Origin of the sequence: Lentzea xinjiangensis, from assembly GCF_900110955.1 — a bacterium.
Lineage (GTDB): Bacteria > Actinomycetota > Actinomycetes > Mycobacteriales > Pseudonocardiaceae > Lentzea > Lentzea xinjiangensis.
Genome location: NZ_FOFR01000001.1, coordinates 310,216 through 326,899, shown reverse-complemented (window position 1 = coordinate 326,899; position 16,684 = coordinate 310,216). Strand labels below are relative to the sequence as shown.

The window sequence follows — 16,684 nt, the reverse complement described above, 5'->3', positions numbered from 1 at the left end:
CTAGGGCCCGCCGTAGAGACGCGCAGACGAACCTCTGCTGGATCTCTATCCGGCTTTCTAGCGTGGACGCTAGATTGCTTAATAGTTGCGCATGGACCGGTACACCGGTTGGCTGGGCCGCGTGGCTGAAGTCGTGACGAAGGGGACGGGCGAGGTCGAGCGCACCGCCGACCGCGCGCAGGTGGACGTGACGTTCGAGGCGCTCGGCGCCGAACGGTCCGAGGCGGTGAGCATGCTCAACCAGCGCATCTCCGCCGTCGAACCGCTGCTGGAGAGCTTCGAGGTGCGCTCGCGCCAGCTGTCCGTGCACGACAACTGGGACAACAACCAGCGCATCGGCAGCCGCGCCCAGCAGCAGTACGTGATCTGGGTTTCCGGCCTCGACCGCCTCGACGGCCTCCTGGCCGAGCTGGTGCAGGCCGAGCCGTCCTGGATCAACGGCCCGTCGTGGACGCTCGTCGACGACAACGAGGCCGTCCGCGAGGCGCAGAAGGAAGCCGTGGCCGATGCGTTGCGTCGAGCCGAGGGCTACGCGACGGCGCTCGGGCGGCGGCTCGGGCCGTTGCTGCGGATCGGCGACACCGAGGGCGGTGCCGGGTACTCGCCCAAGATGATGCGCGGCGGCGCGTCGTTCGAGATGGCCGGGCCCGCCGGGATGGTGGACCAGCTCAACCTCAAGGCGCAGCAGATCGTGGTGTCGGCGTCGTGCACGGCGGCGTGGTCGCTGCTCGACTAGGTCTGGTCGCACTGCGGTCCCCCGGCTGCAGTGCGGTCACCCACAGCGATGGACCAATCACCGAAATCACCTACGCCGGTGATCCAACGTCGCTATGGTCGGGCCGTAGAACATGGGCACGGCCGGAATCCGGGGGGAATTTGTGCCGCTCGAACACGTCGAACTGAGACGTCTGAACGTTCCGGACGACCCGCGCACCAGGGCGCTGCTGGCCGAACTGACCCATCCCGGAGGCGCGGCTCCGCAGCCGGCCGGGACGTACGAAGCCCGAGATCCCGCCGAGCTGGTCACCATCACGGTGAACAAGGACCAGCAGGTGACGAACGTGCGGATTCGCCCCCGGTGGTACGAGCAACTGCGGCCCGAGGCCTTTCCCGCCACGGTTTACAACACCTACGCGACCGCGGTTCAGCGCTCTGTCGCCGTGGAGTTCGCCCACCGGCCGGCGGATGAGCAGATCCAGGCCGCGTCGTACGAGCCGCAGCCGGATCTGCCGCTCGAGGAGTGGATGGCGAGGACCAGGGCTCGGCTCGACGCTGTCGACGCCGAGTACGACGCGATCCGCCGTCAGGAGCGGGCGCCGCGGCAGCCGGAAGAGGTCGAGATCCGCAGTCCTCTCGGTTACCTGTCCATGCGGTTGCGAGCCGGGAGTCCGATCTCGCTGCACGGCGACCCGCAGGCGCTGGACAACCCTTCCGACACCGTCCTGTCCGACGACGTCCTCCGTCTCTTCGTCCGCGCCGGCCTCGGTGTCGACCCCGGCGAACGTCCTCGCCCGGCGACTCGACCGCGCGCCGGCGGCGACGAGGCCGACGACGACTACTTCACCGACTTCCGGATCCTGGGCAGGAGGGACTGACATGGCCGGCTATGAGGTCGTCACCCGAGACCTGCGTGAAGAGGCCAAGCTCTGGCAGGAGAAAGCGGACAGGGCCGAGCCGATCGTGCGGGCCGTACGCGACGCCTACCTCACGGAGACCGCGTTCTTCGTCGGTGACCTCGCGACCCTCGGTGTCGGGCTTGCCACCGCGGCACTCGAAGCGAGCCAGTACGAGGACTTCCGGGCGTTCATCGAGAAGTGCCTGACGGGTGCTGTCACCGAGTTCAACCAGATCGACCACGCGCTGCGAGCAATAGCGGACGAGTACGAGCGCGCCGAGAGCGTCACCGAAATCGACCTTCGCAAGTTCTACGGCTAGCAGGAGCCCACAGATCCATGAGCGGTCCCGAAGAGATGACCAACCTGTTCGAGCGCGGGTTCCAAGGTCTCGAAGACAGGGCGCGCGAATGTGCCCAGAGGTTCAACGGCGCGGTCGACCACATCAACGATTGGCGCTACCTGCTCGGTCCCACGATGCTCGCCATCAACCCGGCTCTCGACGTCATCCGCGAGGGCTTGGAGAAGATGTTCAACCTGATCAGGAAAGCGGTGGAGCACCACGCCCCGGTCGTGTCGTTGATCTGGCAGTCGTTCAACTGGCTCGAGAAGGTCCAGCAACCGGTGAACGGGCTCGGCCACCAAGCCGTGGACACCGATCTCGCGGCCAACTGGTCCGGCCACGCGGCCACCGCGTACTCACAGCGGTTCACTTCGCAGCACGAGGCAATGGTCGCCGTCGCAACCAAAGCGGACAGCGTCAGCAAATGGTTGATGGACATCGCGAAGTACAACATCGAGTACATGACCGAGCTGTCGAAGATGGCGACGGGTTTTCTCGGAGCGCTGGTCGCCGCCGGGATCGAGAGTGCGACGGTCATCGGCATCCCGTTCGCGGTCAAGGACCTCGCCGGCGCCATCGGCACGCTTGTCACCCAGCAGCTCGACAACCTGGTCGGCATCGCCAAGCGATTTGCCGAGGCACTCAGCAAGGTGCGGGACATCATGAGCCTCATGACCGACATGAAGCTGCCCAATCAGGCATGGCCGCAGGCGGTCAACGGCTGATGACCTCCTCGAACAACTGGCGGGTCATCGGCGTGACGGCGATTTTGGCACTCGTCGGCAGTTGCAGCGCCGCGCGGGTGGAGACGCCGACGTTCCCACCGGCTGCAACGGTGACCACGACGGAGTTCCCGTCGATCCCCACCGCACCGGCGAAGCCGATGAAGTACCTTCCCGCTGCGTTGAAGACGTGTCTCGACATCAAGCAAGAGGTCGGTGGAGATCTGCCGCCTGCACGGCCAGACGAAGACCAGAGGCTCGGCACGAACTCGTCGTCACGGACGTGCACTTTCAAGGCCGAGGATTCGACGATCGCCTTCAGCGTGAGGTTGTGGGAGAACACTGACGACATCACCGGTATTAGATCGGGCACGGACTACGCGGAGAAGTACTTCACCGAGCGCACCGGGTCGTGGGAGCAGGACAGCGGCGTGCGGCTCGGCTCGGACGCGCGGTGGCGCACCGCACACGCTGCTGCCTGCTCGCTGGAGATCCTCGACGCGAACGGTGTCATGATCGTGACCCACACCGATGACACCACGATCGACGAGAAGCAGTGCCGCGCATCCGTGCGCGAGCTGGCGAAGAAGTTCTTCGCCGCTGTGCAGCCGTAGCTAGTCGCGGCCCCGCAACGATTCCACGGCGCATTGCACGGCCTTGGCGTCGAGGTCGCCGGGGCGGGCGCACAGCCAGTTCCGCAGCCAGTCCGGGCGGCGGGCGGCGGTGGCCAGCGTCAGCACGACGTACGCGCGGCGCTCCCACCCCCGCGCCGCGGCCATCGCGTCGGCCGCCGGCCGCCACTCGTCGCGCAGCGTGCCGACCAGCGCCCGTGCCAGCACCGGGTCGTTCTCCGGATCCACCTGCATGAGCCCCACCCCCAGGTCCGCACAACGGCGGTTCATGCAGTCTGCACAGCGCTTCGCCAGAAATCACGCATCACGGGCAACGGGGCAGGACCGGTCATTGCCGTGCGGGTCAACAGGATCGTGACAGTTCCGTGTGTCGGCACGACGTGGAAAGACGTGCCGGAGCCGCCCACCCAGCCGTAGCGGCCGGGCACGTTCCACGGGTCGGTCCTGACGATGTCGACGCTGCCGCCGAAGCCCCAGCCCTGTCCCTCCAGGAAGATCCGGCCCGCCTCGCGTTCCCCGGCGGTCGTGGTGTCGACGGCGAGCTCCGCGAGCAGGTCGCCTGACAGCAGGAAGCGGCCGAACGCGAGCAGGTCGTCCACTGTGGACCGCAAGCCGCCGGCGCCGGACGGCAGGGCAGGGCCGGCGAAGCTCGTGCCCGTCATGCCGAGCGGGGCGCAGAAGCGTTCGGCCAGGTGGCCGGGGAGCGAGCCCGTGACGCGGTCGAGCAGCACGCCGAGCACGTCGTAGGACGTGTTGTAGGTCCAGCCGTCGCCCGGCTGGTGCAGCAACGGCACGAGGGCGAGGCGCTTCAGCCACTCGTCCGGGGTGGGCAGCTCCTCGACGCCGTGCAGGTGCGCCTCCGCCAGCAGCTTCCGCGTGGCGGGCAGGGAGAAGTCCGCGGTGAAGCCCCAGCCGGACCGGGAGGCGAGCAGGTGCCGGACGGTGATCGGGCCCGTCGCGGGGACGACGTCGCCGACCCCGGCGTCCGGGGTGCGGACGACGAGGGGGTGCGCCAGTTCCGGCAACCAGGTCGCGATCGGGTCGTCGAGCCCGATCACGCCGTCCCCGGCCAGCCGCAGCGCCGCCGCCGCGACGATCGGCTTGGTGACCGAGGCGATCGGGAAGACCGACTCGCGGGTGTCCTCGCCGACCGCCGCGAACTCGACGTCGTCACCGCGGGCGACGAGCGCGACCGCGGTGGGCACGGTGTCGCGGTGGGCCTCCAGCACTGCCTGCAGCGTCATGGTCGCCGTCCTTCTCCGGTGAGGGGTTCGGACGGGCAGACCTCATCGGGCCGGGGAACTCATCGTTCCAGGATCGCCGTGACGCCCTGGCCGCCGGCCGCGCAGATCGACACGAACCCGCGCCCGCTGCCCTTGCGGTGCAGCAGCTTCGCCAGGGTCGCGACGATCCGGGCGCCGGTCGCCGCGAACGGGTGGCCCGCCGCGAGCGACGAGCCGTTGACGTTGAGCTTGGACCTGTCGATCTCGCCCAGGTCGGGCTCCCACGCCTTCAGGGTGGCGAGCACCTGCGACGCGAACGCCTCGTGCACCTCGTAGAAGTCGAACTCCTGCAGCTTGAGACCCGCCTTGCCGAGCATCCGCGGCGAGGCGTGCACCGGTGCCATGAGCAGGCCCTCGTCGCCGTGCACGTAGTCGACGGCGGCGGTCTCGGCGAAGGTCAGGTACGCGAGCACCGGCAGCGAACGCTCCCGCGCCCACTCCTCGGTCGCGAGCAGGACCGCGGAGGCACCGTCGGAGAGCGGGGTCGAGTTGCCCGCGGTCATCGTGTCGCCGAAGACCGGCTTGAGCTTCGCGAGCTTCTCGGGGCTGCTGTCCGGGCGGAGGTTCTGGTCGCGGGTCAGGCCCAGGTACGGGGTGACGAGGTCGTCGAAGAAGCCCTCGTCGTAGGCGCGGGCGAGGTTGCGGTGGCTGCGCGCGGTGAGCTCGTCCTGCTCCTCGCGCGTGATGCCGTACTTCGCCGCGGTGATGGCCGCGTGCTCGCCCATGGACATGCCGGTGCGCGGTTCGCCGTTGCGGGGCAGGTGCGGCACGACGTGGCTGGGACGCAGCTTGGTGAGCAGGCTGAGCTTGCGGGTGCGGTTGAACTCCAGCAGCAGCTTGCGGAAGTTCTCGTTGACGCCGATCGGGGCGTCGCTCGTGGTGTCGACGCCACCGGCGATGCCCGCCTCGATCTGGCCGAGCGCGATCTTGTTGGCGACGGCGATGACGGCCTGCAGCCCCGTGCCGCACGCCTGCTGGAGGTCGTACGCGGGCGTCTGCGGGCTGAGCCTGCTGCCCAGCACCGACTCGCGGACGAGGTTGAAGTCGCGCGAGTGCTTGAGCACGGCGCCGGCGACCACCTCGCCGAGGCGTTCGCCCTGCAGCCCGAAGCGGCTGACCAGGCCGTCCAGCACCGCGGTGAGCATGTCCTGGTTCGACGCGGTGGCGTACGGGCCGTTCGAGCGGGCGAACGGGATGCGGTTGCCGCCGATGATCGCTACTCGCATGCCGCCATACTACCTACTAGCGGGTAGACTTACTAGCGAGTAGGTTGGTTGCGTGGACAGGTACCAGAAGTTCGCAAACTCCGCGCTCGGCCGCCGGCTCGTGCGCAGGCTCGGCCTGCCGAACCCGTACCCGCTGCGCCGCGACGCCGCGCTGGCCACGCCCGTGCTGGTCGGCGGCGCATCCCGGTTGCCCTTCCTGAAGCAGCTCGAAGAGGGATCCGCTCCGTACGGCGCGCTGGTGTTCGACGCCTCCGGCATCGCCTCCGTGAGCGACCTGCGGCAGCTTCACGACTTCTTCCACCCGGTGATCACGCAGCTCGGGCCGTGCGGGCGGGTGGTCGTCATCGGACAGTCGCCGGACTCGGTGGCGCAACGGGCGCTCGAGGGCTTCGTGCGGTCCGTCGGCAAGGAGCTGCGGCGCGGCGGCACGGCGAACCTCGTCTACGTGGCCGAAGGCGCCGAGGAAGGTGCCGAGTCGACGCTGCGGTTCCTGCTCTCCGGCCGCTCGGCGTACGTGTCGGGCCAGGTCGTGCACGTCTCCGGGAACTCGCCGACCGGCACGCTGGAAGGCAAGGTCGCGCTGGTCACGGGCGCTTCGCGGGGCATCGGCGAGGCCATCGCGGCCACCCTGGCCCGCGACGGCGCGCACGTGGTGTGCCTGGACGTCCCCGCCGCCGGTGACGAGCTCTCGAAGGTCGCGAACGCGATCGGCGGGTCGGCGTTGCAGCTCGACATCACCGGGGACCCGGCCCGGTTGACCTCGTACCTCCTGGAACGGCACGGCGGCGTGGACGTCGTCGTGCACAACGCGGGCATCACGCGCGACAAGACGTTGGCGCGCATGGACTCCGACAGGTGGGACGCGGTGCTGGAGGTCAACCTGGCCTGCCAGGAACGGGTCAACGACGCGCTGCTGCACGACGGGGTGCTGCGCACGGGCGGGCGGATCGTCGGGGTGTCGTCGATCGCCGGCATCGCGGGCAACGTCGGCCAGACCAACTACGCCACCTCGAAGGCCGGCGTGATCGGGATGGTGCACGCGCTGGCGCCGGTCCTGGCCGCGCGCGGAGCCACCATCAACGCCGTCGCGCCCGGTTTCATCGAGACGAAGATGACCGCGGCCGTGCCGCTGGTGACGCGCGAGGCCGGGCGGCGGATGAACAGCCTGTCGCAGGGCGGCCTGCCGGTCGACGTCGCGGAGACGGTGGCGTGGTTCGCGTCGCCGGGGTCCGGTGGCGTGAACGGCAACGTCGTGCGGGTGTGCGGCCAGATGCTGCTGGGGGCGTGATGCTGCTCAAGGCGGCGCTCACGTCGTTGCGGCGCGGCGGAACCCTCACCGCCGAGCCGGTCTCCGCCTCCCACGAGGTGTCGGTGCGGCACCTGGCGGCGTACAACGCGGTGTGCGGGTTCGGGTTGCGGGACGCGCTGCCGCTGACCTACCCGCACGTGCTGGGCTTCCCGTTGCAGATGAAGCTGATGACGGGCGCCGGGTTCCCGTTCCCGTTGCCCGGCCTGGTGCACGTCGCGAACCGGATCACGCAGTCGCGGGCCCTCGCGGTGGGCGAGCCGCTGGAGATCACGGTGTCCGCGCGCGACCTGCGGCCGCATCCGCAGGGCACGCAGGTCGACGTGGTGACGTCGGTTTCCGGTGTTTGGGAAGGCGTGTCGACCTACCTGCGGCGGTCCGGCGGCACCTCCGGCCCCGGCGAGGAGCTGGAGCGGCCGGCCGGGTCGGCGGTGTGGCGGGTGCCCGCGGACATCGGGCGGCGCTACGGCACGGTGTCCGGCGACCGGAACCCGATCCACCTGCACCCGGTCGGCGCCAAGCTGTTCGGCTTCCCGCGCGCCATCGCGCACGGGATGTGGACGAAGGCGCGCTGCGTCGCGGCGCTGGAGGGCAGGCTGCCCGAGGCCGTCACCGTGGCCGTGCGGTTCAAGAAGCCGCTGCTCATCCCCGGCCGCGTCGAGTTCTCGGCGTCCGGGAGCGCTGACGGCTGGGAGTTCGCCGTCTGGGGCAAGGGGCCCCACCTGGTCGGCTCAGCGACGTGACGGCGGGTGCCAGACGTTGCCGTCGACGAGGTCGCCGAAGCCCATCCAGACGAGGTTCATGAGCCGCGCCGCGACGACGCCGGCCGGTTCCTCCGGGTGGTCGAGCCACCACTCCGCGAGCGACTCGCCGGCCCCGACCAGCGCGGCGGCGAGCGACTCGGCCTCGTGCTGGGTCGCCGGCGCCTTCGTCGACTGGGTGAGCAGCGCGGCGACCAGCGACACGGCCCGCCCGCGCATGTCCGCGAGCTCGGCCGCGAACGGCCCGCCCTGCGTGGACGCCTGCCGGTGCAGCACCTGCCAGCTCGCCCGGTTCTCGCCGACGAACCCGAAGAAGGCCCGCAGCCCGCTCCACAGCTGCACGTCGGGTTCCTGGTCGGGCTCGACTCCGGTCGCGATGGCCTCCATGATCCGGGTGGCCTCACGCCGGATGCAGGTGGCGAACAGCTCCTCCTTCGAACCGAGGTAGGCGTAGAGCATCGGCTTCGAGATGCCCGCGACGTCGGAGATCTCGTCCATCGAGGCCGCGTGGAAGCCGAGCCGCGAGAACACGTCGACGGCAGCGTCCATGATCTGCCGCTCACGCACCGCGCGTGGCAAGCGCTTGGCTCGACCTTCTGTGCGCATCACTACCCCTCAGTCGAAGAGGACAAGATTATCGGATCGGCTTGCCGCCCTATCTACTCATCAGTAGTCTTACTCGCCAGTAGGTACCTGGAGGTGTGTCAATGACGCTCGACCTCAGCACCGAGGCCGTCGCGAAGCTCAGCCCTGCCGAGCTGATCAGCGCGCTGGAGCAGATCTCGCCGGACGACCCCGCCCTGAAGGGCGCGGACATCGACGTCATCGCCCGCGGCATCGACCCGAAGAAGCTCGGCAAGGACGACTTCGCCGCCCTGCTGAACGCGCTGGGCAGGCTCGCGGACGGCGGCGCGGACCTCGACCTCGCGAAGATGGACCCGACCAACTTCGCCCGCATCATCTCGCGCGCCTCGAAGGACCAGATCGAGGGCGTCGTCGCCGACCCCGCGCTGCGCGTCCGCGTGCTGGACGAGGTGTTCCGCCGCATGGAGGCCCACTTCCGCGCGGACCGGGCCGGCGCCACCCGCGCCGTCGTGCACTTCCACGTGCTGGAAGACGTCTACGAGGCCATCATCGAAGACGCGACGTGCACCATCAACAAGGGCGTGACGCGCGAGGCCCGCGCCATCGTGACGCTCCTGCCCGCCGACTTCCTGAAGCTCGCGACCGGCAACGCCTCCGCCCCCGTGCTGTTCATGACGGGCAAGCTGAAGGTGAAGGGCGACCTGGGCTTCGCGGCCGGCTTCATGAGCCTGTTCAACATCCCGAAGGCCTAGGAGAAATTCTGTGGGTGGCTTCTCGCTCGAGCTGAACGAAGACCAGACCGACCTGCGCGACTGGGTGCACGGCTTCGCCCGCGACGTGATCAGGCCAGCGGCCTCGGAGTGGGACGAGCGCGAGGAGACACCGTGGCCGGTGATCCAGGAGGCGGCGAAGATCGGCCTCTACGGCTTCGAGGCCCTCGCGACCTGGTTCGCCGACCCGATCGGCCTGTCGTTGCCCATCGCCACCGAGGAGCTGTTCTGGGGTGACGCCGGGATCGCGCTGGCCCTGATGGGCACCGGCCTCGCCGTGGCGGGCATCTTCGCGTCCGGCGAGCCCGAGCAGCTGGCCGAGTGGGTGCCGGAGTGCTTCGGCGACGAGTCCGACCCGAAGCTGGCCGCGTTCTGCGCCTCCGAGCCCCAGGCGGGTTCCGACGTGGCCGGCTACCGCACGCGCGCCCGCTACGACGAGGCGACCGACGAGTGGGTGATCAACGGCCAGAAGGCGTGGGCCACCAACGGCGGCATCGCGAACGTGCACGTCGTGACCGCCGTGATCGACCCCTCCCTGGGCTCGCGCGGCCAGGCGGGTTTCATCATCCCGCCGGGCACGCCGGGGGTCTCCTCGCCGGGGAAGATCAAGAAGCACGGCATGCGCGCCTCCCACACGGCCGACGTGTTCTTCGACGACGTCCGCGTGCCCGGCCGCTGTGTGCTGGGCGGCCGCGAGCGCGTTGAGGCTCGTCTGGCCCGTGCGCGCGAGGGACAACGTGCCGGCGGACAGGCCGCCATGGCGACGTTCGAGACCACGCGCCCGACTGTGGGCGCGATGGCCGTAGGCGTCGCACGGGCCGCGTACGAGTACGCGCTGGACTACGCGAAGGACCGCGAGGCGTTCGGCCGGAAGATCATCGAGAACCAGTCGATCGCGTTCGACCTCGCGAACATGAAGATGGAGATCGACGCGGCCCGTCTGCTGGTGTGGCGCGCGGCGTGGATGGGGCGCAACAACGTGCCGTTCACCGCCGGCGAGGGCTCGATGTCGAAGCTCAAGGCGTCCGAGGTGTCGGTGTGGGCCACCGAGCGGGCCATCCACATCCTCGGCGGCGCCGGGTACACGCGGGAGCACCCGGTGGAGCGGATGCACCGGGACTCGAAGATCTTCACCATCTTCGAGGGGACCAGCGAGATTCAGCGGTTGGTCGTGTCCAGGGCCATTTCCGGGATGCAGATCAAGTGACGTGAGGTGGCCCGCCGGATCAGGGAAGCCGGCGGGCCACCGATCTCGCCGGTTGTGCCCCGGCGAACAGGTCGCTGGTCCTACTGTCGTGACGCATGAGACCGTCGCGGCCGGAGTGGGCCTCGCTTCTGGTAGTCCTCGTCGACGCCATCGTCATCGCGTACGGGTTCGTGGCGGGCAGCCCGATGCTGCCGCGGGCGGCGAACGTCGTGCTGGTGGTGGTCTCCGGCGCCCTCATGCTGGTGGTGCGGTTCATGGTCGGGGGCGGGTCCAGCTTCCGCGGGTTGGTCCGGCCGCCGTGGATGGGAGCGGTGGCGCTCGTCGCGTTCTTCGGCGGGGCTCTGCTCTTCGCGATTCCGCTGCTGACCGGTATCCCGGACACTTCCGACGCCGCGGGCCTCGCCGCGAACCAGCGCGGGTGGGTCGGACTCGCTCTCGCGTTCGCGGGAGGCACGCTCGCCTACGCCGCGATCCGGCGGCCCGACGAGGAACCGGACTAGAGCGGCAGGGTCAGGACGGCGCTCACGCGCTTGAGCTCGCGCCGGTGCACGGCGAGCAGCACGGTGTCGTGGGCGCGGCGGAAGTGCAGCACCACGAAGTCCGGGTGTGGCGGGTCCTGGTCGATGATCTGCTCGACGCGGCCCTCGTCGTCGCTGAAGACGATCCGCTCGTCCCAGATGATCTTCTTGGGGCCGAAGAACAGTTCGCCCTCGTGCCACTCGCCGTCCAGGAAGACGTCGCCGTCCCCGCGTGAGTGGTCCTCGCCGCTGGGACCGAAGGCCTCCGCCAGAACGCCCCCGAGAATCTCGAACAACGCAGACATCACGTTCCCCCCTCCGTTGCCACAGGAACGAGCTGGGCGCCCAGCTTGTTCCCGCGCCTGGGGTGCGGTCTAGCCGAACGGCTGCCCGGCCTCGCGCAGCCAGGTGCGCTCAGCCGAGTGGTCCGGCACGCCGGGCCAGCCGTTGATCTTCGCGATGAGCACCCAGTAGCGCTCTGCGCGCGGGTCGGCGAAGTCGGCGTACGAGCGCAGCCGTTCGACGAGGTGCTCGTCGTTCGGCACGCCGAGTGCCTCCGCCCACCTGGCGTTCACCCGGTCCACGACCTCGCGGGCCTCGGGGGGCTCCGGCGCGATGCCGGCGTCGATGGCCTCGCGGGCCTGGGCGATGGCGTAGTTGAACGCCTCCATGTTGTCGTCGGACCGCGGGCCCATGTCCACGCCGTTGCGGCGCTGTTCCTCGTGCTGGGCCGACATCCGCTTGATCGACGCGCGGAAGTCCGGGTCCTGCACGAGCTTCGCGAGCTCGACCCACGCCTCGAGCTGCTCGGTCGTCGGGTCGTCCGGCAGCTCGATGCGCACGGAACGCATGTGCTGCTCGAACTGCGGATCCAGCTCGTAGGGGCCGAACACCTCCTCGAAGAAGTCGTCGAGGATGCGCTGGCGCTCCTCGTCCGACATGCGTGCCAACTCGTTCATCAGTTCCATCTCCCCTCCTTTGGCGACGGCGCGCAGAACGGCGCGGCGCAGCCGCAACGTCTTCATCTGCGCGTCGATCGCTTCCGCGTGTGCTCGCGCCACGTCCGTCACCGACACCTCACGCGCGAGCACGCGTCCGGCGGTCGGCAGGTCCACCCCCAGGTCCCGGAGGGTGCGGACGAGCTTCAGCCTGGCGAGCGCCTCGGCGTCGTAGGTGCGGTAGCCACCGGCGGTCCTGTCCGTGGGCGGGACGAGACCCGAGTCGGAGTAGAACCTGATGGTGCGGACGGCGAGGCCGGTCATCCTGGCCAGCTCACCGATCTGGTAGCGCGTCACGGGGAAACTGTGCAGTCTCCAGCCGCTGGAGAGTCAAACCGGATTAAGCGATTGGGCACTGACCAGCGAAAAGGCTTGAACTGCCTACAGCCGAAAGTGCCGCAGTCCACGGATACGACTCCATGACCTGCCCGCCAGTTCGAGGCGGATGCGGCACGAACCCACCCTCGCCGAACAGCACGGTCACACCCGACTCGCGCAGCTCCTCGACGCTGCGCCGGAACGGGCGGTTGTTGGCGAGCGCGGTGTTCACGAACGGCAGCACGGCAATCGGGATGCCCAGCCCCGTCAGCTCGGCAAGCTGTGTGAGCACGTAGGTGTCGGCAATGCCTGCCGCCCACTTGTTGATCGTGCTCTGGCTGCTGCGTGACCACCGGGACGATTGGGAAGGATGGCCGGAGGGCATGGCCTGCACCGAGCCACCCGTCTGCGTGCCATGCGTCGCCCTCTCCCTGCGGTTGTGCCCTGCGCTCAGACGGGGAGCCGCGGCTGTCCGTGTTCGCCAGTTCGAGCTGGCAGGTGTCCGCGGAGCGCTGTACCGGAAGGGCGCGTCCGGAGCTGTCGCGGTGGACGACGTGAACTTGGCCTACGACGACCCGGACATCCGGTGGGTGGTCGCCTCGGCACTCATCCGCGAACTTCGAGGCTGCACGCTGGTGCCTCTAGCAACCATCAGCAGAAACAGCGAGAAGGCCCCCACACCGGAGTGCGGGGGCCTTCGCTCGGACTAACCTCAGTAGGTCATCGCGATGCCGGGGTCGGCCAGCAGCGCGCCGACGTCGGCGAGGAACTGCGAGCCCTGCTGCCCGTCGACCACGCGGTGGTCGAACGAGAGCGCGAGCTGGCAGACCTTGCGGATCTTGATCTCGCCGTCGACCACCCACGGCATGTCGCGGATCGCGCCCAGGGCGAGGATCGCGGACTCGCCGGGGTTGAGGATCGGCGTGCCGGTGTCGACGCCGAAGACGCCGACGTTGGTGATCGTGATGGTGCCGTTCATCATGTCGGCCGGGGCGGTCTTGCCGTCACGGGCGACGGTGGCGAGCTCGTCGAGCGCGATCGCCAGTTCCTTCAGCGACATGCGGTCGGCGTCGCGGACCTTCGGGACCACCAGGCCGCGCGGCGTGGCGGCCGCGATGCCCAGGTGGACGTAGTCCTTGTAGACGATCTCGTTGGTGGCGCTGTCCCACGTCGCGTTGACGTCGGGAGTGCGCCTCGCCGCGAGGACGACGGCCTTGGCGCAGAACGCCAGCGGGGTCAGCTTCACGCCGCGGAACTCCGGCGCGTTCTTCAGGCGCGCGCGCAGCTCCATCATCGGGGTCACGTCCACCGTCAGGAACTCGGTGACGTGCGGCGCGGTGAACGCGCTGTCCACCATCGCCTGCGCGGTCGCCTTGCGGACGCCCTTGATCGGCACCCGGCGCTCGCGCGAGCCACTGTCCACAACGGACGGAGCGGCGGGAACCGGTGCCGCCACGGCGCTTTCGACGTCCTCGCGGGTGATCACACCGCCGGGGCCGGAGCCCGTGAGCGCGTGCAGGTCGACGCCGAGGTCCTTGGCCAGCTTGCGCACCGGCGGCTTGGCCAGCGGCACGTACCCGCCGGGCGCCGAAGCCGAAGCCGGTGCCGGTGCCGGAGCCGCGACGGGCGGAGCGACCGGCGCGGGAGCCGCCACGACCGGCGCCGCCGGCGTGATCGCGGCCGCGGCTGCCTTGGCGGCGGCCGGGGCGTCCTTGCGCGCGCGGCGCTTGGCCGCACCGGACTTCGGGCCGTAGCCGACGAGCGTCGCGATGCGCCCGCCCGGCATCTCCTCGCCGATCTTGCCGGACGAGGTGCCGTTCGCCTCGGCGGCGGCCGGAGCGGGGGCGGTGGGTGCGGCGGCGCCACCGGGGTCGGTGTCGATCGTGATGATCGGGACGCCGACCTCGACGGTCTGGCCTGGCTCGGCCAGCAGCTCCGTCACGACACCGGCCCACGGGCACGGCAGCTCGACGGCGGCCTTGGCCGTCTCGATCTCGACGATGATCTGGTTGACCGTGACGGTGTCACCCGGCTTCACGTGCCAGGTGAGGATCTCGGCCTCGGTCAGCCCCTCAGCCGTGTCGGGCAGGGGGAACTGCTTGTACTGCGGCATTTCCGGTGGTCCCCTTACCAGGCGAGAGAGCGGTCGACGGCGTGCAGCACCCGGTCGAGGTCGGGGAGGAACTCCTCCTCGAGCTTCGACGGCGGGTACGGGGTGTCGAAACCGGTCACCCGCAGCACCGGTGCCTGCAGCGAGTAGAAGCACTCCTGCTGGACCTTGGCTGCAATCTCGCTGGCGATCGAGGACTCGGACGGCGCCTCGGACACGACGACCAGCCGGCCGGTGCGGCGCACCGACTCGTACACCGGCGCCAGGTCCAGCGGCGACAGCGTGCGCAGGTCGATGACCTCCAGCGAGGTGCCGTCCTCCGCGGCCGCGTTGGCGGCGTCCAACGACGTCCTGACCATCGGGCCGTAGGCGACCAGCGTGGCGTCCGTGCCCTGCCGCAGCACGCGCGACTCGAACAGCGGGCCGGGCGTGGCCGTGGTGTCGACCTCGCCCTTTTCGTAGTAGCGGCGCTTGGGCTCGAAGAACAGCACCGGGTCGTCGCAGTCGATGGCCTGCTGGATCATCCAGTAGGCGTCGGCCGGGTTCGAGCACGAGACGACCTTGAGGCCGGCGGTGTGCGCGAAGTACGACTCCGGCGACTCCGAGTGGTGCTCGACGGCGCCGATGCCGCCGCCGAACGGCACGCGGATCACGATGGGCATCTTGATCTTGCCCTGCGTGCGGTAGTGCAGCTTCGCGACCTGCGACACGATCTGGTCGAAGCCGGGGAAGATGAAGCCGTCGAACTGGATCTCGCAGACCGGGCGGTAGCCGCGGATCGCGAGGCCGACGGCGGTGCCGATGATGCCGGACTCCGCGAGCGGCGTGTCGAGCACGCGCTGCTCACCGAAGTCCTTCTGCAGGCCGTCGGTGATGCGGAAGACGCCACCGAGCTTGCCGATGTCCTCACCCATCATGATGACCTTGGGGTTGGCCTCCATGGCCGCCCGCAGGCCCATGTTGAGCGCCTTCGAGATCGTGAGCGTCTGCACCGGGGTCGCCGGGGCGGCGGCGGTGGAGCGGTCCATCGTCGGAGCAGCCATCAGTGCTCACCTCCAGCAAAACCCGAGACGTAGTCGAGGAACTCGTCGCGCTGAGCGTCGAGGTTGGGGTTGCCCTCCGCGTACACGTTGCTGAAGATCCGCTCCGCGGGCGGGTCCGGCATGTTCGTGCAGAACTCGCGCAGCTCCTCGCCCAGCTCGTCGGCGTCGGCCTCGACGCTCTCGAAGAACGCGCTGTCGGCCCACTGCTGGCGCACCAGGTAGACCTTCACGCGCTCGATCGGGTCCTTGAGCTTCCACATCTCCAGCTCGTCCGACAGCCGGTAGCGCGTCGGGTCGTCGGAGGTGGTGTGCGCGTCCATCCGGTAGGTGAACGCCTCGATCAGGATCGGGCCGTTGCCGTGGCGGCACTCGTCGAGCGCCCACTTCGTCACGGCCAGCGTCGCGAGGACGTCGTTGCCGTCGACGCGGATGCCGGGGAAGCCGTAGCCGCGGGCGCGCTGGTACAGCGGCAGGCGCGACTGGCGCTCGGTCGGCTCGGAGATCGCCCACTGGTTGTTCTGGCAGAAGAAGACGAGCGGCGCGTCGTAGACCGCCGCCCACACGAAGCCCTCGTGCACGTCGCCCTGGCTGGTCGCGCCGTCGCCGAAGAAGCACATGGTGGCTTCTCCCTCGTCGTCGCCGACCTTGCCGTCGAACTTCTGGCCCATCGCGTACCCGGCCGCGTTGAGGACCTGGTTGCCGATGACGATCGTGTAGGGGTGGAAGCGCTTCTCGACCGGGTCCCACGTGCCCTGGTCGGTGCCGCGGAAGATGCCGAGCAGCTCCGTCGGGTTGATCCCGCGCGTCCACGCGATGCCGTGCTCGCGGTAGCTGGGGAACGCCATGTCCGTCTGCCGCATCGCGCGGCCGGCGCCGATCTGCGCGGCCTCCTGGCCGAGCAGCGGCACCCAGATGCCGAGCTGGCCCTTGCGCTGCAACGCGTTCGCCTCGCGGTCGACGCGGCGGATCAGGACCATGTCGCGGTACAGGCCGCGCAGCTCCTCCGCCGTGATGTCGATGTCGAAGTCGGGGTGCTGGACCCGCTCGCCCTCGGGAGTGAGGAGCTGCACCAGGTCGGCGCCGCCCTCGTCGGTCGCTCGCAAGCCCGCGATCACCTGTTCCGCTGTCGGTTTCGCGGCAGTGGCGGCCGGCGCTGCGTCCGGCTCAGGGTGCGTCCATTGCTCAGGGGACGACATGCGCCTTCACTCCTCTGTCTTCTCCGACCGCCTGATCGCTCGTGACGACCTCG

At 69.6% G+C, this 16,684-nt stretch carries 21 protein-coding genes; 10 read left to right on the top strand and 11 right to left on the bottom strand.

Translation table 11 applies throughout. The features are described from left to right. Positions 1-121 precede the first annotated feature (121 nt). The 4 genes from BMW88_RS01630 (at position 122) to BMW88_RS01615 (ending at position 2,681) form a co-directional block, all read left to right on the top strand. Positions 122-736 carry an SIMPL domain-containing protein gene (locus BMW88_RS01630; protein WP_089949408.1) on the top strand — a complete coding sequence of 205 codons (615 nt, stop codon included), beginning with the start codon at positions 122-124 and terminating at the stop codon, positions 734-736. Between the two features lie 142 nt (positions 737-878). After that, on the top strand, positions 879-1,595 hold the full coding sequence (locus BMW88_RS01625) for a hypothetical protein (RefSeq protein ID WP_089948493.1): 717 nt from the start codon (positions 879-881) through the stop codon (positions 1,593-1,595). Position 1,596: 1 nt separating this feature from the next. After that, entirely contained in the window at positions 1,597-1,935 is a 339-nt protein-coding gene (locus BMW88_RS01620) for a hypothetical protein (protein WP_089948491.1), read from the top strand. A gap of 35 nt (positions 1,936-1,970) precedes the next feature. After that, positions 1,971-2,681 (top strand): hypothetical protein, encoded by a 711-nt coding sequence (locus BMW88_RS01615; RefSeq protein WP_143115940.1) that lies wholly within the window; start codon positions 1,971-1,973, stop codon positions 2,679-2,681. Here the strand turns inward: BMW88_RS01615 and BMW88_RS40780 are convergent. Further along, positions 2,671-3,021, bottom strand: a complete 351-nt coding sequence (locus BMW88_RS40780) for a hypothetical protein (protein WP_143115939.1) — start codon at positions 3,019-3,021, stop codon at positions 2,671-2,673. The genes BMW88_RS01615 and BMW88_RS40780 overlap by 11 nt on opposite strands. Here BMW88_RS40780 and BMW88_RS40775 point away from each other — a divergent pair. Continuing rightward, positions 3,002-3,292, top strand: a complete 291-nt coding sequence (locus BMW88_RS40775) for a hypothetical protein (RefSeq protein ID WP_143115938.1) — start codon at positions 3,002-3,004, stop codon at positions 3,290-3,292. The two genes, BMW88_RS40780 and BMW88_RS40775, sit on opposite strands and share 20 nt — an antisense overlap. Here BMW88_RS40775 and BMW88_RS01605 read toward each other — a convergent pair whose 3' ends face one another. From BMW88_RS01605 to BMW88_RS01595, 3 genes are read right to left on the bottom strand one after another with little or no spacing between them, the layout of a single operon-like run. Then, positions 3,293-3,580: a hypothetical protein gene (locus BMW88_RS01605; RefSeq protein WP_143115937.1), complete on the bottom strand. Its 288-nt coding sequence runs from the start codon at positions 3,578-3,580 to the stop codon at positions 3,293-3,295. Further along, positions 3,577-4,554, bottom strand: coding sequence for a serine hydrolase domain-containing protein (locus BMW88_RS01600; protein ID WP_089948485.1), 978 nt, complete (start codon positions 4,552-4,554; stop codon positions 3,577-3,579). Before BMW88_RS01600 ends, BMW88_RS01605 begins: the two co-directional genes overlap by 4 nt. Before the next feature lie 59 nt (positions 4,555-4,613). Next, positions 4,614-5,819: an acetyl-CoA C-acetyltransferase gene (locus BMW88_RS01595; protein WP_089948484.1), complete on the bottom strand. Its 1,206-nt coding sequence runs from the start codon at positions 5,817-5,819 to the stop codon at positions 4,614-4,616. A 52-nt stretch (positions 5,820-5,871) separates the two neighbouring features. Here BMW88_RS01595 and BMW88_RS01590 point away from each other — a divergent pair, with 52 nt between their 5' ends. Both BMW88_RS01590 and BMW88_RS01585 read left to right on the top strand, forming a co-directional pair. Next, positions 5,872-7,107, top strand: a complete 1,236-nt coding sequence (locus BMW88_RS01590) for a 3-oxoacyl-ACP reductase (protein WP_089948482.1) — start codon at positions 5,872-5,874, stop codon at positions 7,105-7,107. Further along, the gene (locus BMW88_RS01585; RefSeq protein ID WP_089949407.1) at positions 7,107-7,868 is read left to right on the top strand and encodes a MaoC family dehydratase; all 762 of its coding nucleotides are present in this window, start codon (positions 7,107-7,109) and stop codon (positions 7,866-7,868) included. The genes BMW88_RS01590 and BMW88_RS01585 overlap by 1 nt, the downstream gene beginning before the upstream one ends. On the opposite strand, the gene BMW88_RS01580 is transcribed toward BMW88_RS01585, so the two are convergent. After that, positions 7,857-8,435: a TetR/AcrR family transcriptional regulator gene (locus BMW88_RS01580; protein WP_245777509.1), complete on the bottom strand. Its 579-nt coding sequence runs from the start codon at positions 8,433-8,435 to the stop codon at positions 7,857-7,859. The two genes, BMW88_RS01585 and BMW88_RS01580, sit on opposite strands and share 12 nt — an antisense overlap. Before the next feature lie 158 nt (positions 8,436-8,593). On the opposite strand from BMW88_RS01580, the gene BMW88_RS01575 reads away from it, so the two are divergent. The 3 genes from BMW88_RS01575 (at position 8,594) to BMW88_RS01565 (ending at position 10,948) form a co-directional block, all read left to right on the top strand. Beyond that, on the top strand, positions 8,594-9,223 hold the full coding sequence (locus BMW88_RS01575) for an SCP2 sterol-binding domain-containing protein (protein ID WP_089948481.1): 630 nt from the start codon (positions 8,594-8,596) through the stop codon (positions 9,221-9,223). A gap of 10 nt (positions 9,224-9,233) precedes the next feature. Next, the gene (locus BMW88_RS01570; protein WP_089948479.1) at positions 9,234-10,448 is read left to right on the top strand and encodes an acyl-CoA dehydrogenase family protein; all 1,215 of its coding nucleotides are present in this window, start codon (positions 9,234-9,236) and stop codon (positions 10,446-10,448) included. A 95-nt stretch (positions 10,449-10,543) separates the two neighbouring features. Beyond that, complete coding sequence (locus BMW88_RS01565) at positions 10,544-10,948, top strand: hypothetical protein (protein ID WP_089948477.1); 405 nt, start codon at positions 10,544-10,546, stop codon at positions 10,946-10,948. Here the strand turns inward: BMW88_RS01565 and BMW88_RS01560 are convergent. From BMW88_RS01560 to pdhA, 6 genes are all read right to left on the bottom strand, one after another. Further along, positions 10,945-11,271 carry a hypothetical protein gene (locus BMW88_RS01560; RefSeq protein ID WP_089948475.1) on the bottom strand — a complete coding sequence of 109 codons (327 nt, stop codon included), beginning with the start codon at positions 11,269-11,271 and terminating at the stop codon, positions 10,945-10,947. The genes BMW88_RS01565 and BMW88_RS01560 overlap by 4 nt on opposite strands. 69 nt (positions 11,272-11,340) lie before the next feature. Beyond that, entirely contained in the window at positions 11,341-12,261 is a 921-nt protein-coding gene (locus BMW88_RS01555; protein ID WP_177220870.1) for a helix-turn-helix domain-containing protein, read from the bottom strand. A gap of 43 nt (positions 12,262-12,304) precedes the next feature. After that, the gene (locus BMW88_RS01550) at positions 12,305-12,676 is read right to left on the bottom strand and encodes a hypothetical protein (RefSeq protein WP_342714886.1); all 372 of its coding nucleotides are present in this window, start codon (positions 12,674-12,676) and stop codon (positions 12,305-12,307) included. A gap of 318 nt (positions 12,677-12,994) precedes the next feature. Continuing rightward, positions 12,995-14,395 carry a dihydrolipoamide acetyltransferase family protein gene (locus BMW88_RS01545; RefSeq protein ID WP_089948472.1) on the bottom strand — a complete coding sequence of 467 codons (1,401 nt, stop codon included), beginning with the start codon at positions 14,393-14,395 and terminating at the stop codon, positions 12,995-12,997. A 14-nt stretch (positions 14,396-14,409) separates the two neighbouring features. Continuing rightward, the gene (locus tag BMW88_RS01540) at positions 14,410-15,435 is read right to left on the bottom strand and encodes an alpha-ketoacid dehydrogenase subunit beta (protein WP_089948470.1); all 1,026 of its coding nucleotides are present in this window, start codon (positions 15,433-15,435) and stop codon (positions 14,410-14,412) included. Next, positions 15,435-16,631, bottom strand: a complete 1,197-nt coding sequence (gene pdhA, locus BMW88_RS01535) for a pyruvate dehydrogenase (acetyl-transferring) E1 component subunit alpha (RefSeq protein ID WP_089948469.1) — start codon at positions 16,629-16,631, stop codon at positions 15,435-15,437. The genes BMW88_RS01540 and pdhA overlap by 1 nt, the downstream gene beginning before the upstream one ends. Positions 16,632-16,684 lie beyond the last annotated feature (53 nt).